We start from the raw sequence: 14,926 nt of genomic DNA on the forward strand, positions 1-14,926 counted from the left end.
CTGAGAGTTAATGGATTTTCAGTCCAACGCATTCAACCACTCTGCCATCCCGAGTTATCGGGAGTGGGATTCGAACCCACGAACTCTGAAAAAACTACTGCTCTATCCAATTAAGCTACATGACGTTAATCATGGTAGGACTCGAACCTACAACCTGTAGAACCATGATTGTTTTATGGCTAACAATCAAAACCTTCAAATCAAGTTGCACATACAAACACAATACAAATAATTACAGCAATGTATACAATGGTGCTATACAGAAACACACAACAAGACTTGATTGATATTTTTAATAAATAAATGAACTTATTAATGCACCTCATCACAATTCCCCCTTTGTGATGAGGCTTTCAACTTTCATATCAAAATAGATTCTTTTTAGATTCTTTTTAGATTCTTTTTAGATTCTTTAAATTGATACGTTTTTCATAACAATTCTCCCCTATTTCGGCGACTTTTTCTTAATAACACTGCAAATTTGAAACAGCATTGCGCAATCTTTTTACGTATTAAAAAATATTTAATATTTGTAGGAATAGCAAGACTCGAACTTGCATCTTTAGAATCGTACTCTAAAATTTTATCCAATTAAACTATACTCCTGTAAGTTTAAAGTTTCAGAAGATTGTTAGTAATTGATAACTTTAAACTAATTTTTTACACAGCTCTATCCGCACAAAATGAACTAGCAAATGCATGAGGTTTTGCTTTAAAAGTGAACCCCATACCTAAAATGTACCCCATAGCATCCTTAAAAGCTACATTTGACTTAAATTTTTCATCTGTATTAATATCTGCATGAACTTCTAATGCTACATCATAAACATCAAGCACATTACAAATTTCATAAGCTACCTCTACAGACATTGCAACCTCTTTTAACATACGTTCTTTGATTCCAATATTTTTTAATCCTTTTTCATTTCTTACAAACATAAAACCTCCTTTATTCTCTCTTATGACAACAATAGCGGTAGCGTACTCTATATGAGAAGTGTATGCTTGTGAATCGGAACCAACGCAAATCTTGATACGGTTTCCTTCTTTTTTTTCTTTTACAATGGCATTTTCCACTAATTGAGTTATTTTTTCATTAAAAAACTCTCCTTTTAAGTTTCGCCATTTTTGTTTTGCAATTTTCATGATTTCTCTTTTAAATTAAATTTTTACTTTATTTCTTTACTTACATCTTATAAAGATTAAAAAAATCCATTACTAAACTATTAAAAACTCATTATCAAAACTTTATTTATAGTTTTAGTATGTAATCGATTAAATTTGTACAGGAAGAGAGACTCGAACTCTCAAAAATCTGATTCTAAGTCAGACGCGTATTCCAATTCCGCCATTCCTGCATTTTCAGTTTGTAAATAATCAGTTATCAATAATTAATAGTATTTCTGATCATTGATAAATGACCACTGAAAATAGCGGTTCATACGAGAATCGAACTCGTATCTCCCGAGAGACAGTCGGGAAGGATAGCCATTACCCCAATGAACCTTTTTATTAGTATGCAGTGATTTAGTAAGCAATTTGCTATGTAAACTGCTTATTAAGAACTATAAACTGTGGAAGTGGTAGGACTCGAACCTACAAGCTCCGAAGAGAACAGATTTACAGTCTGCCGAGCCAACCAATTGCTCAACACTTCCTTTTTTGATAATTAGCTGTAAGTTAGTAGGCAGTTTGTAGTATAAATTGTCTGCTGCAAACCGCATTAATATTAACTTACAAATGAGTCATAACTCATTTTTAGACTTTCAATTAGATTTTTCTTTTTTATAGCCATTAAAATCTTAATTATAAGTCTCCACACACCTCCTTTCTAGGCAATTTGTCTGGGAAGCAGGACTCGAACCTACAACCTCCTGCATCCAAAGCAGGTAAACAACCAATCGTTATCTTCCCAGTTTATAATTGTAAGTGATCAATTATCTTTTATCAATGATTAATTATCAAATTTTGTTAACCGGTCATTGATTATTGACCACTGAAATAGCGATTCATACGAGAATCGAACTCGTATCTCCCGAGAGACAGTTGGGAAGGATAGCCATTACCCCAATGAACCTTTTTATTAGTATGCAGTGATTTAGTAAGCAATTAGCAGTGTAAACTGCTAATTAAAAACTATAAAACTGTACGTTAATAAACTGTGGAAGTGGTAGGACTCGAACCTACAAGCTCCGAAGAGAACAGATTTACAGTCTGCCGAGCCAACCAATTGCTCAACACTTCCTTTTTTTGATAGTTAGTAGTAAGTTAGTAGGCAGTTTGCAGTATAAACCGTCTACTACAAACCGCATTACTATTAACTTACAAATGAGTCATAACTCATTTTGAGACTTTCAATTAGATTTTTCTTTTTTATAGCCATTAAAATCTTAATTATAAATCTCCACACACCTCCTTTCTAGGCAATTTGTCTGGGAAGCAGGACTCGAACCTACAACCTCCTGCATCCAAAGCAGGTAAACAACCAATCGTTATCTTCCCAGGTATTTTAGTTAGTATTTATTGAACTCTTTTTTAACAAACTCTAAAAACTACATCCTAATTATTGAGACATTGGGACTCGAACCCAAGACTCCCGTGATATAAGCACGGTACTCTACCAACTGAGTTATATCTCTTTTTGTTTGTATTTTTTAGTGTTTATTTACAGTAATAATTACTAAACACTAACTAGTAATTACAATTTCAATATGTCAATGATCTTATCTGAAACAACAATGAGGTTTTGCTTTCTCATTATAGTAATGATTTGAATTTTAATAATTTTCAAATGAATTTGAACTTATTTCAATCATTGAGACAAGAATGAGATTCGAACTCATAAAAAACGGATTTGCAGTCCGTTGCCTTAACCATTCAGCCACCTTGTCTTTTTACAGAGAATAAATGAATTAAACCTTCACCATTTTTATATGAACTTAATTAGCAATGAAGCCTAACAAACCAATAATTACTATTCTCTTTAGATTTTATTCCATAAAAAAAGCATCTCTTTTTACGGAGATGCTTTCTTTTATATTATGAATATATAATTAACTTATACTCTCATAATAGATCTCCTTTATTCTATTAAATTCATCATCACATAATACACACAGACTACTCGGTGAGCGGAACTCTAAATAGCTTTTTATTATATGTTGTGAATATTGTTTCATTTTATTTACTTTTTAATATTTAATAGTTTCTGTTTTTTAAATAAATTCAGAATTCAAAACTTTACTTTTTATTTCGTTTTGACGATGCAAATATGAAATAGTTTTTTTGATTACACAAGGAAAAATTAATTTTAATTTACTGATTTTCAGGTTGTTAAACTTAAAATTAAACAATAAGATTCCTGTCCGTATATAACGGATACTTAACATTCAATGCAATGGTCTGTCTCTCAATTGTTTCCTGTTTTTACTATCTCTTTATTTTTTAATTTTCTTAACTAAACATTTTTTATTTTTTTTCATAAAAAAAGCGTCCAATTTTTTAATTGGACGCTTGTACTATATTATTTCTTATTATAATTATCTTAAATCATTGTTGAATTTTATATACATAACATCCTTTTCGCTTAAAACTCGGGCGAAAATCATAAGAACAAAGTTCTAATTGTTTATTTATATGTATAATTTGTAAACTCATTTTGTTTTTGATAATGTAAAATTACTCATTTTCTTTTAATTATAAAGCTTAAATAAAAAAATAAGCCTAAAAAGAATGCGAATTATACGGGGGGCTAGTATAATTCGCATTTGTATTAACAGTTATATCAACTTATATTATTGAGTGTAGTTTACTCCCTTATCAAGTTTGATCAAGATTGGTTCTTTTAATTAATAAACTGCTAATTTTTACATTATTAAATGAACATCATAATCACATTGCTAATATATAAAATTAACATATATTAATCAAGGTTTTTCTTAACTTTTTATTTATAAATAACTGTTTTTGAATTAGAAACGGATTTATAAGTAACATAATTTACATTTTAATTAAAGCTGTAAATTATAAAAGGTATAACAAAAAATGCGAATTACATCGGGGGTGGTATAATTCGCATCTAATTAACTTGTAAAACTAAAAATAGTCTGTTAATTGTTTTGGTAATAATCTTATCATTTCTGATAATACTCCTAATCTCTATTCAAATATAACGAATTAACATATGTTAAGCAAATGTTTTCTTGTTTTTTTCTGATGTTCAATTGATTATTAAAAACAATATACAAAAAAATGCGAATTACATCGGGGGGCTAGTATAATTCGCATCTTATTAATTACTATTACTGTAAATAGTCTATTAATTTTTGGTAATAATCTTATCATTTCTGATAATACTCCTAATCTCTATTCAAATATAACAAATTAACATATGTTAAGCAAATATTTTCTTGTTTTTTTGATATTCAAAACTTTACATCTATACATTTAATAATAAATGATATTCGTCTGATATAAAAAAATCTAAAATATTACACCATGCTTTTGACCTATCTAAAATCCATGCATCAGAAGTTATAGCAATATATTCACTATTAGCTATCATTTTATCTGGATTATTATCTAACAGAACATCCCATTCATAATTGTTATCACTAGCAACCTGTTCTAATTTGGTTTTCATTCTTCCACTATTAGAAACAGGCTTATCGAAAACCCAAATAACCTTTTTTACGTGGTGATCTTTAAAAAAATCGGCTAACATTTGTATTGCTTCATGTGTTTGATTGACACTTTTATAGGTACCATGCAAAGAAGACAAATCGCGATAAGCTCCATCTTGTCCTTTAAAAATATATGCTTCTGAAAGAAAACTCTCCAATAAAATTAATTGATTAAAACCATCTATTATTAATGTTTGATCTTTTAAATCAGAAAATAACACCTCTACTCTCTTTCTAGTTTCTACTTTACTGGCTGCAGCAGACATTCCTTTGATTGCTTGTTGCTGACGCTTATTTAATTTATAACGATTTCCTACTAAATCACATGACGATGATTCTCCATAGCCTCTTTCTAATAAAAAAGACATATCAAATACTGCTTCTTTTATTTTTCGTTGCATAAATGCTTCTCCAAACAAATAATCATCACGTCCTTCTTTTCCTCTGTTTTTTGGCATTTTATATTTTTTAGTAGTTAAGTATTTTACAAGTTAAATAGTATTACTAATTACCTCTAAAACTAACTCACACTTGATTATAAAACTTATTTCTAATATCAACTAATAATTCATTAACCAAGCTTAGATTAGGTTTTTCAGGTAGTGCAGATACTTCATACAAAGCTTCTAATTGATCTCTTATTTCTTCTGCTTCTTTAACCAAATCATCATACTCAAACATTGCGTTTTTGATTTTAAATAAGTACTCCCTTTCTGAAGGACTTACTCTGACTGTGATGTTATTGTTTTTAGCAATATCTTCAGCTATATGTAACAAACGAAATGTATGCATCATGTTTTTGGCATCATAGTTTTTATCATGAGAAATATTATTCTTATAACGCTCATCATTTCTTTTTGCTACCCAAGACCAATATTCTTTGTATTTTTTACAATACGATGAATATCCTTCCAGGTTACAGTATAACATAGCTATTGGCTCTTCTTCCTTCGGAATAGAACTTGTACATACTTCATTTGCATTTTCTCTTGCAATTCCCTGATATTTTAATGATTCGTTATAAAATAAATTGAAACAGTTTTTCATATTCGGAATTTTAGCCAATCCACAAAACTGTGTTTCTAAACTATTCTTAGTTACATACTCTTTTAAAGGAATTGATTTTTTTCCTTCTAAAATCATACAAAAATCTTCTATATCTTTTCGTTCTTTATCTACAGGGTTTACAATTTTCTTATTCAACCCTCTAGCCTTTTTTATTTGTGTAAAAGCATAATTAGCAAAAGTATTTTTACATAGTTTTGATAAGAAGTATTTCTTTTTAATTTCATCAAACAATGGATGTTTATACAAAATACAATCTTCAGGTACATTTAGCATTTCTAAAATGTTCGGGTTGTTTTTTGCACATAGTTCTATAAACTTTCTTAACTCGTAATAAGCGATATCATTTGTTTCATTATTTATCTGTCCGATATAATCTAACGAATAAAACTTTTCTTTCGGTAAAATAAATACGCCTCTTATATCTGTATCAGAAGTTGGTGTTTGCAACCCGTATGCCCTACTTCCACCTATACATTCAAAAATAATTGCTCCTGATTCTTTTAGTTCCTCTATTGTCATTTTTTATTTTTCTTGAAAGTTATACAATTTCTTTTCTTTTATTACTATTTAACTCTTTTAGAACTTCCATAGCTATAAATCCTTCTGTTTTACCGCATCCTTTTACCTTATCTTTTATGCTATACTGAGCTGTTACCTCTATGAAGCTGTACAATTCAATTAATTTACTTTTATCTTTAGTAAGATCAGCATCAAACTCGTAAAACCTGCCTTCTTCTGTCAATAACAAACCTTCGTCTGTACTTCCCCATATAAGATCTTGATCATATTGTAAGACAATACATGTATCAGTATTAATCCTATACTCTTTTAAAAGGCTCTTTATTGGTTCTGGCAACCCTTTTTCTCTCCAAAATTTAGCTTTTTCTATAATATAATGTTTCTTTAAAAGTATTTGCTCGTTAACATTAAGCTGTCTTTTTAATTTAAGTTCTTCCAATTTCATTTTTATAAGCTCTAATAATTTACTTATTTCTCCAATTTTCTTTTGTAAATAAGTTGATAAAAGAAACAGGAACCTTTTTCAAATTAAACTCTTCTTCTTTTTCAAGAATCAGCATACAATTCTCAGGTAATTTTCCTTGTGAATCAAATTCTAACTCTTTTATTTTAATAGATTGAGTAATTCCATTTTGATCTATTTTTGAACTGAAATCTTTACCTGTATGACCATAAAAATGATATTGGAAAGGCATATGATTTAAAACTTCTCTTATTTCTTTTGATCCATATCCTATTTCTTCTGTATTATCAGCATCATGTGTTATCAGTAAATCGTAAAGATTTAAAGAATTAAATAGTTTTTCTATTTTTTCAAATTCATATTTCTGAATGAATCTTTTCTCTTGCCTATCTTTTCTGTCTCCTATTCTACCTAAACCAACAAACGATAAATTTTCATCTTCTGTATTAAAATATTGAACTTCTCCAGATTTACAAAGCCACACATAATTGTAAACATCAATAGGAAATCGTTCGTCATCAATAAATTTATGCTCTAAATCGTCTAAAAAATCATGATCTTCATGATTGCCTCGTACACATATCATTTGCACATCTAAATGCTTCAAAAATGCAGCAATATCTTTGTTATACTTCGTGAAGTCATAATGAAATCCTAATTCATCTTTATCTCGTTTAGCATGACGCATAGTCGCTTTATCTAAATTTTCTAAATCTGGATATGCTCCAATATCTCCGCATTGAATTATTAGATCGATTTTTTCATTATATTTTCTTTGATATTCACTTACCATTTTAAAAGGCAATAAAATTTTACCATGAACGTCAGAAAAAATAGCAATTCTCATTATTTATGTTTTTAAATACTGACTTATCTATTTACAATAGACTCTAACAATACAAACCTCACAGGTTTTGATACCTGTAAGGTTTTGCTGTATTACACATACTTAAAAAAGAAACTATTAAATGCTTCTTGATTTGCTTTTGTATGTTGTAAGCTATCTCGTAACGAATTATTTTCAGCAATTATTTGTCTAACTAAAGTGATTAACTCTTCCGATACAGGATCGGTACTCTTTTCTATTCGCTCACTCTTTAGTTGAATTACCGCATCTATTTTAGCATGATAATCGGCTGGTAGTAATTCATACATTTCTTTAAAGTACACTGGCGGAATTGCATTCTTTTTTGCAATCCAATTTGCGCACAAGGCAGTACGAATGGTATAAAAGAAACTTTTCAAGGTCATTTTGTCTGTGCCTAATGTTTCTTCAAAACCTTTATTCATAGCATGAAAATGATGAAATCCTGCTATTGGATTGAAATTTTCATTTGCCAATTGCTTTAATTCTTCTAAAAACTGTTCGTTAGCCCTGTAAACTACCGGTGAAAATAACCAACCTGTAAACGAAGCATTAGACTTTGCCAGTAAACGCAATGCTTTTCTAATATCCCAACCAGATCCATCTAAATCATCTTCGGTCATAAACTCAATAGTGTCTTTTGTTTCCCAAAGATTCAAATACCATTCTTTTTTATGCTTGTACACAAAACGGATGTCATAATCAGAATCTGGTGAAGCAAAGCCCCAAGCTCTACTCCCCGATTCTACTGCAAATAGAATCTCTATATTTCTTTCTTTTTCTATTTGTGCTAAATGTTCTAAAATTCTTTCTTCCATTGTTTCTTATCTTTTAATATTCCCACCAAAGCGTTTTTCTATAAAGCGGATATGTTATTTCACAACCTTCTATTTGTTTTCTTAGTATAACTTTACATTTTGTTCGATACTGTTGTCTAAAAAATCGTCTGTATTCCCAGTTATTGCTTTTCCAATAGATTTTTGCTGATCTTGTACGTTTTTTTCTTTTGTGTGATTTTTTAAAATTGTAGTACTTTTTATTACTGTACGATTTCATTTTGTATTAAGTTTTTTGTTAAAACCTAATACAGTGCTCCTTTCTTTGTTTGCATTTTTATGCTAAGCTTAAATTCAAATTTTTCTTTATACAACTTTTTCACCTTTAAATCAACAACTACAACAACCTAAATTATTGATTATTATAATGTCTGGTTGAGCGCAGTCGAAACCTTATTTGATTGTTAAGGTTTAAATGTTCTCGACTGCGCTCGAACTGACATAATTATGAATCTTATACAAACGTTTTTAATGTTCTATACTATTTTTTATTACTTTTTCTTTTCTTCTTTCTACGTTTCCATGGAGCATTTTTCTCCCAGTCTCCAGCCATAATACAACCATAAGGCATCACTTCATCAATCACTTCTCCTAAACCGTATTCTGACATTTGATTTCGAACAGCTTCAGCATTTTTATATGCAGATGGTAACTCCGTAATATCAATTTCATTAGAAAAGAAACGTACATCTAAACCTTTCGTTTCTTGAACAAAAATCTCTTCAACTGTACCTGTTTTACTCTTTCTATGCTGTGTTCTACTAACATTACGTCCTGCTCCATGAGGTGCAAATCCTAAATTACTGTTCGTAGTTTTTCCTGATACAATTAATACCGGCTCGCTCATATTTAAAGGAATCAATCTTGGTCCAGTTATATCTGGCATAAACTTTGGATCTAAAGGAGTAGCACCTTTCGCGTGGTAAAACAAGTCACCATCTTTGAACACAAAATTGTGCTCGTTCCAAAATCTATTCTCTTTTTGAACACCTAATTTCTCTAAAGTAGCATCGTGCAATACCTCGTGATTCTTTTTCGTCCACTTTCTGATAATTTGCAAAGCTTCCCAATATGTTTTTCCTTCTTCTGTATCGTAAGGAATCCATGCATTTTGTTTTAATGTTTTAGGTGACAATTCTCTTCTGAACTGTTCCGCTACCTTCATTCCTTTTGTAAACAAATTAGCTCCAAACCCTCTACTTCCATGATGCGTAACTAACATAGTATTTCCTGTTTTTTTAGAAATCCCCACAAACAAGAAATGATTTCCATCTCCTTGAGTTCCTAAATGAGAGCGTGCTACAGAAATACTTTTTTTATCATTTAAAAAGATGTTGTTTTCAATTTCTTCTAATAAATCTGCAGGAAATCTAAATTGATTCTCTCTAGATCGTCCTCCATATCCAAAATGTGTTACACTATGTGCTGCATCTAATACATTTTTAGGATTTGCTTTACCAAAATCGGTTAACATCACCGAACAACAAATATCTGCACTATGCATTCCTGGATGTATCGCGTTTTTGGCAACTGCTACACCTCCTACTGGAATGGTTCCTGCTGGTCCTGTCGGACAAGCATCTGGCATCACAGCACCGTTCACTAATGTTGGTGTTTTCATTAAAACTTCCATAGAAGTAATTACTTTCTCAACATTATCTTCTTCTAATTCATTTTCTGCCTTTATATTGATATTAAAAGCCACTGGTTCTTCTAATAATTCAATTTCTGGTCCAGGACGAAATGGTTCTAAATACATTAACATTTCTTCTCCTTGTAATTCATTTTCATTTATATGATCTAATGCTTCTTTCATCCATTTTCCCGATTTAAATCCTAATTCAATTAAATCATGTCCTGTTATTCTTTTCGTTTCCATATATATTATAATTTATAATTTATTTCTATTTTTTTATTCTAGTATCTTATTGAGTAATTTACAAATTGTAATTTTATAATCGTTTTTTCATAATTACACTGCAAACATCCAATCATATTGCGCAATCTTCTTACGTAATTAAATTTATTTTCAAAAAAATCATTTTTCTTGAAGTTAATCAGACTATTAAAACAAAAAGTAACAAAATAAAAAAAGAGACTAATTAAAAACTAGTCTCTCTTTTAAATTTATTTAAATAAATACTTACACCGCTACGTTGTGCTCTCTTAAAGCATCGTTTAATGATGTTTTCTTATTTGTACTTTCTTTACGTTTACCTATAATTAATGCACAAGGTACTTGAAACTCACCTGCTGGGAATTTTTTAGTATAACTACCAGGAATCACAACAGAACGAGCAGGAACTCTTCCTTTCATTTCTACTGGCTCATCACCTGTAACATCAATAATTTTAGTAGATGCTGTTAATACCACATTAGCACCTAAAACAGCTTCTTCTTCTACTCTTACTCCTTCAACAACAATACTACGAGAACCTAAAAAAGCATTATCTTCAATAATCACAGGAGCAGCTTGTAAAGGCTCTAATACACCACCAATACCTACACCACCAGATAAATGTACATTTTTACCAATTTGTGCACATGAACCTACCGTTGCCCAAGTATCAACCATTGTACCCTCATCAACATAAGCTCCAATATTTACATAACTAGGCATTAAAATAGTACCCGCAGAAATATAAGCTCCATGTCTTGCTACAGCATTTGGTACTACACGAATTCCTTTCTCTTTGTAATTTCTTTTTAATGGAATTTTATCGTGATATTCAAAAATACCAGCTTCTAAAGTTTCCATTTGTTGAATTGGAAAATATAAAACTACCGCTTTTTTAACCCATTCGTTTACTTGCCAACCATCATTTGTTGGTTCTGCTACACGAAGTTCTCCTGCATCTAATAAATCAACTACTTTTCTGATTGCTGATGTAGTTTCTTCTTGTTGTAAAAGGGCTCTGTCATCCCAAGCTTTTTCTATAATAGATTGAATCTCTGTCATTGGTTATATATTTTGTACAAATATAAAATAGTGTGTTATTTCTTCCGCCGAAAATACATTTTTTAAACAAAAAATATTTACTTGTTTAAAATCATTGATGATCTACAATTAGTATTGTATCAGAATCGAGAGAAGAGAAGAGAAAAGAGAGAAGAGAAAAGAGAGAAGAGAAAAGAGAGAAGAGACTTTTTATAGCTTGAAGTTGGAAGCTAGAAGAACTTCACTGTAAACTAAAAAACTGCAAACTGTCCACTAACATTGATAATTGATCACCGATAATTGTTAATTGAAAAGCTGGAAACTGTCTACTAACATTGATAATTGAAAAAGCTAAGAGACTGAAAGAACTTTACTGTAAACTAAAAAACTGCAAACTGCTTACTAAAAGTAAAAATGATTAATTTTGCTACAAAATAAAAAATAATTTGGCGCGAATACTTGCAATAGACTTTGGTTTAAAAAGAACAGGATTAGCTGTTACTGATGAATTACAAATTATAGCTTCTGGATTAACAACTGTTGATACTAAAGAACTACTTCCTTTTTTAAAAGATTATATTTCTAAAGAAAATGTAGAACTTTTTGTTATTGGTAAACCGAAACAAATGGATAACACCGATAGTGAAAGTGAAGTATTAATTAAAGATTTCTTAGAAAAACTTCAAAAACAAATCCCTCAAATGCCTATTAAACGTGTAGATGAGCGATTTACTTCTAAAATGGCTTTTCAAACAATGATTGATAGTGGACTTAAGAAAAAACAACGAAGAAATAAGGCTTTAGTTGATGAAATTAGTGCTACAATTATTTTGCAATCATATTTATACAGCAAATAATTTAAAGTAAACATCGTTATTTGTACTTTTGCGTGCATTAAAAATAGAACTGAATATGATTTTACCAATAGTTGCTTATGGTGATCCTGTTTTAAGAAAGGTAGGAAAAGAGATTGATAAAGAATATCCAAAACTAGATGAGTTAGTAGCAAACATGAAAGAAACCATGTACAATGCTTCTGGTGTTGGTTTGGCTGCTCCTCAAATAGGAAAAGCCATTCGCTTATTCGTTATTGATGCTTCTCCATTTGCCGAAGATGACACTTTAGAAGAAGAAGAACGCAAAGTTTTAGAAGATTTTAAGCGTGTATTTATAAATGCTAAAATTCTTGAAGAAGAAGGTGAAGAGTGGGTTTTTAATGAAGGATGTCTTAGTATACCTGATGTTAGAGAAGATGTTTGGAGAAAACCTACAATTACAGTTGAGTATTATGATGAGAACTTTGAAAAGCACACAGAAAAATTATCTGGATTAGCTGCACGAGTTTTTCAACATGAATATGATCATATTGATGGTGTTTTATTTACAGATAAATTATCATCATTAAAGAAAAGATTAATCAAGAAAAAATTAGAAAATATATCAAAAGGGAAAGTTAATTCTGGATACAGAATGCGTTTTCCTAACTTAAAAAGATAATTGAATTATTTATGGAATTTAGTAAAATAATAGCTGTTTCTGGTAAGCCAGGACTTTTTGAAATTTTATCACAAACTAAAACAGGAGTAATTGTTAAATCATTAGTAGATGGTAAAAGAATGCCTATTACAGCTACTCATAATGTAAGTTTATTAGAAAATATAGCCATCTTTACTTATGAAGAAGATGTACCTTTAGGAGATGTTTTTACAAATATCGCTCAAAAAGAGGATAACAAAGAGGCTATTTCACACAAAGAAAGCAACGATACTTTAAAATCTTATTTCTCTGAAGTTTTACCAGACTTTGACGAGGAAAGAGTTTATACTTCAAATATTAAGAAAGTATTACAATGGTATAACATTTTAGTACAAGCAGGATTTGACTTTGCTACTATAAATGTTGAAGAAACTGTTTCATCTGAAGAAGAAGAATAACATATGCCAAACAATAGTCGTAAACAACAGTTGGAAGCTTTTAATCGTTTGTTAGATATCATGGATGAGCTTCGTGAGAAATGTCCCTGGGATAGAAAACAAACATTAGAAAGTTTAAGACACTTAACTATTGAAGAAGTTTACGAACTAGGTGATGCTATTTTAGACAATGATTTAGAGGAACTAAAAAAAGAATTAGGCGATGTGCTTTTGCACATCGTTTTTTATGCTAAAATAGGAAATGAAAAAAATGCTTTTGATATAGCTGATATTGCCAATTCAATTTCTGATAAATTAATTGAAAGACATCCGCATATTTATGGTGATGTTATTGCTGAAAATGAAGAACAAGTAAAGCAAAACTGGGAACAAATTAAGTTAAAAGAAGGTAAAAACTCTGTTTTAGAAGGTGTTCCGAGAAGTTTACCTGCAATGGTAAAAGCAAACAGAATTCAGGATAAAGTTGCTGGCGTTGGTTTTGACTGGGAAGAACCACATCAGGTTTGGCAAAAAGTGCAAGAAGAACTTACTGAATTAAATGAAGAAATAGAAAAAGGAAATCAAGAAAACATTGAAAAAGAATTTGGAGATGTTTTATTTTCTATGATCAATTATGCACGTTTTATTAAAGTTAATCCTGAAAATGCTTTAGAACGTACCAATAAAAAATTCATCAATAGATTCCAATACTTAGAACAAGAAGCTAAAAAAATAGGAAAAGATCTTTCAGACATGAGTTTAACCGAAATGGATGAAATCTGGGAGAAATCTAAAAAGTATTTTAAGTAAATATTTTATATTGTATAACATAAAACAACTAATATTAATTTAAAAATATTACAGTTTTATAAATGTTAGTTCGAGTATTTTTTATGAAGTTGTTACGTAATAAAAAATACACTTAGAACAATTCTTATAACAAAAACTTTACAACTCAAAGAAATGGCTTTAACAGAATCAAACATATTTGAATTAGGAAAAGTTGCTCCTAATTTTGAACTTACCAATACTATTAATAACGAACTTGTAAATCTTTCAAAAGTAAAAGGAAAAAAAGGTACTGCTATCTTTTTTATTTGTAATCACTGTCCTTTTGTTATTCATGTAAATGAAGAATTGGTAAAATTAGCAAATGACTACAATCAAAAAGGAATTAGCTTTATTGCTATAAGTAGCAATGATGTGGAAAACTATCCGCAAGATCGTCCTGAATTAATGAAAGAGCTTGCTGAAAAATTAAAATATCCTTTTCCTTACTTATATGATGAAACTCAAGAAGTAGCTAAAGCTTATGATGCTGCTTGTACTCCTGATTTATATTTATTTGATGAGGATTTAAAAGCTGTATATCATGGTCGATTAGATGATTCTAGACCAGGAAATGACAAACCTGTTACTGGAAAAGATTTTAGAGATGCTATTGATGCTTTATTAAACGAAAAATCAATTTTAGACAACCAGAAACCAAGTATGGGGTGTAATATTAAATGGAAATAATATTTAATTACGAATGTGGAATTAGGAATTACGAATTATTTCTCTCCAATTCCTACAAATAAAAAACGCCGATTATTTTTAAATAATCGGCGTTTTTTATATCTAAAATAGTGCTTTCAAAAAC

13 protein-coding genes and 9 tRNA genes are annotated in these 14,926 nt (G+C 29.9%); 5 read left to right on the forward strand and 17 right to left on the reverse strand.

The genetic code is table 11. The features are described 5' to 3' along the window. Positions 1 to 533: 533 nt before the first annotated feature. The 17 genes from EYW44_RS12265 to EYW44_RS12340 form a co-directional block, all read right to left on the reverse strand. Positions 534 to 606: transfer RNA gene (locus EYW44_RS12265), tRNA-Arg, on the reverse strand. A 54-nt stretch (positions 607 to 660) separates the two neighbouring features. Further along, positions 661 to 1,146 (reverse strand): ribonuclease H-like YkuK family protein, encoded by a 486-nt coding sequence (locus EYW44_RS12270; protein WP_132723957.1) that lies wholly within the window; start codon positions 1,144 to 1,146, stop codon positions 661 to 663. A gap of 138 nt (positions 1,147 to 1,284) precedes the next feature. Then, positions 1,285 to 1,358 (reverse strand) — tRNA-Leu (locus tag EYW44_RS12275). Positions 1,359 to 1,434: 76 nt separating this feature from the next. After that, positions 1,435 to 1,506 (reverse strand) — tRNA-Asp (locus EYW44_RS22215). Between the two features lie 69 nt (positions 1,507 to 1,575). Beyond that, positions 1,576 to 1,658, reverse strand: a tRNA-Tyr gene (locus EYW44_RS12280). A gap of 185 nt (positions 1,659 to 1,843) precedes the next feature. Next, a tRNA-Pro gene (locus EYW44_RS12285) sits at positions 1,844 to 1,916 on the reverse strand. 246 nt (positions 1,917 to 2,162) lie between these two features. Further along, positions 2,163 to 2,245, reverse strand: a tRNA-Tyr gene (locus EYW44_RS12290). Between the two features lie 186 nt (positions 2,246 to 2,431). Then, positions 2,432 to 2,504: transfer RNA gene (locus tag EYW44_RS12295), tRNA-Pro, on the reverse strand. Positions 2,505 to 2,566: 62 nt separating this feature from the next. Next, a tRNA-Ile gene (locus tag EYW44_RS12300) sits at positions 2,567 to 2,639 on the reverse strand. A gap of 179 nt (positions 2,640 to 2,818) precedes the next feature. Next, a tRNA-Cys gene (locus EYW44_RS12305) sits at positions 2,819 to 2,891 on the reverse strand. A 1,547-nt stretch (positions 2,892 to 4,438) separates the two neighbouring features. Then, a complete protein-coding gene (locus EYW44_RS12310) occupies positions 4,439 to 5,140 on the reverse strand; it encodes a DUF434 domain-containing protein (RefSeq protein WP_132723958.1) in 702 nt (233 codons plus the stop codon). A 67-nt stretch (positions 5,141 to 5,207) separates the two neighbouring features. Beyond that, positions 5,208 to 6,269 carry a nucleotidyltransferase domain-containing protein gene (locus tag EYW44_RS12315; RefSeq protein ID WP_132723959.1) on the reverse strand — a complete coding sequence of 354 codons (1,062 nt, stop codon included), beginning with the start codon at positions 6,267 to 6,269 and terminating at the stop codon, positions 5,208 to 5,210. Positions 6,270 to 6,288: 19 nt separating this feature from the next. After that, positions 6,289 to 6,714 (reverse strand): hypothetical protein, encoded by a 426-nt coding sequence (locus EYW44_RS12320; RefSeq protein ID WP_132723960.1) that lies wholly within the window; start codon positions 6,712 to 6,714, stop codon positions 6,289 to 6,291. 19 nt (positions 6,715 to 6,733) lie between these two features. Next, complete coding sequence (locus tag EYW44_RS12325) at positions 6,734 to 7,579, reverse strand: metallophosphoesterase family protein (protein WP_207893778.1); 846 nt, start codon at positions 7,577 to 7,579, stop codon at positions 6,734 to 6,736. A 92-nt stretch (positions 7,580 to 7,671) separates the two neighbouring features. Next, positions 7,672 to 8,415 (reverse strand): nucleotidyltransferase domain-containing protein, encoded by a 744-nt coding sequence (locus EYW44_RS12330; protein ID WP_132723962.1) that lies wholly within the window; start codon positions 8,413 to 8,415, stop codon positions 7,672 to 7,674. A 499-nt stretch (positions 8,416 to 8,914) separates the two neighbouring features. Further along, on the reverse strand, positions 8,915 to 10,312 hold the full coding sequence (locus EYW44_RS12335; RefSeq protein WP_132723963.1) for an RtcB family protein: 1,398 nt from the start codon (positions 10,310 to 10,312) through the stop codon (positions 8,915 to 8,917). A 264-nt stretch (positions 10,313 to 10,576) separates the two neighbouring features. Continuing rightward, a complete protein-coding gene (locus EYW44_RS12340) occupies positions 10,577 to 11,392 on the reverse strand; it encodes a 2,3,4,5-tetrahydropyridine-2,6-dicarboxylate N-succinyltransferase (RefSeq protein WP_132723964.1) in 816 nt (271 codons plus the stop codon). 425 nt (positions 11,393 to 11,817) lie between these two features. Between EYW44_RS12340 and ruvX the strand changes: the two genes are divergently transcribed. The 5 genes from ruvX to EYW44_RS12365 all read left to right on the forward strand — a co-directional run bounded on the left by ruvX (position 11,818) and on the right by EYW44_RS12365 (position 14,802). Next, positions 11,818 to 12,228 (forward strand): Holliday junction resolvase RuvX, encoded by a 411-nt coding sequence (gene ruvX / locus EYW44_RS12345; protein WP_132723965.1) that lies wholly within the window; start codon positions 11,818 to 11,820, stop codon positions 12,226 to 12,228. A 55-nt stretch (positions 12,229 to 12,283) separates the two neighbouring features. Then, positions 12,284 to 12,868 carry a peptide deformylase gene (gene def, locus EYW44_RS12350; RefSeq protein WP_132723966.1) on the forward strand — a complete coding sequence of 195 codons (585 nt, stop codon included), beginning with the start codon at positions 12,284 to 12,286 and terminating at the stop codon, positions 12,866 to 12,868. 11 nt (positions 12,869 to 12,879) lie between these two features. After that, the gene (locus EYW44_RS12355) at positions 12,880 to 13,305 is read left to right on the forward strand and encodes a DUF5606 family protein (RefSeq protein ID WP_132723967.1); all 426 of its coding nucleotides are present in this window, start codon (positions 12,880 to 12,882) and stop codon (positions 13,303 to 13,305) included. A gap of 3 nt (positions 13,306 to 13,308) precedes the next feature. Beyond that, on the forward strand, positions 13,309 to 14,094 hold the full coding sequence (gene mazG, locus EYW44_RS12360) for a nucleoside triphosphate pyrophosphohydrolase (protein WP_132723968.1): 786 nt from the start codon (positions 13,309 to 13,311) through the stop codon (positions 14,092 to 14,094). Positions 14,095 to 14,247: 153 nt separating this feature from the next. After that, on the forward strand, positions 14,248 to 14,802 hold the full coding sequence (locus EYW44_RS12365) for a thioredoxin family protein (protein WP_132723969.1): 555 nt from the start codon (positions 14,248 to 14,250) through the stop codon (positions 14,800 to 14,802). Positions 14,803 to 14,926: the final 124 nt, after the last annotated feature.

The sequence above is a fragment of the Tenacibaculum sp. M341 genome (assembly GCF_004337695.1).
Lineage (GTDB): Bacteria > Bacteroidota > Bacteroidia > Flavobacteriales > Flavobacteriaceae > Polaribacter.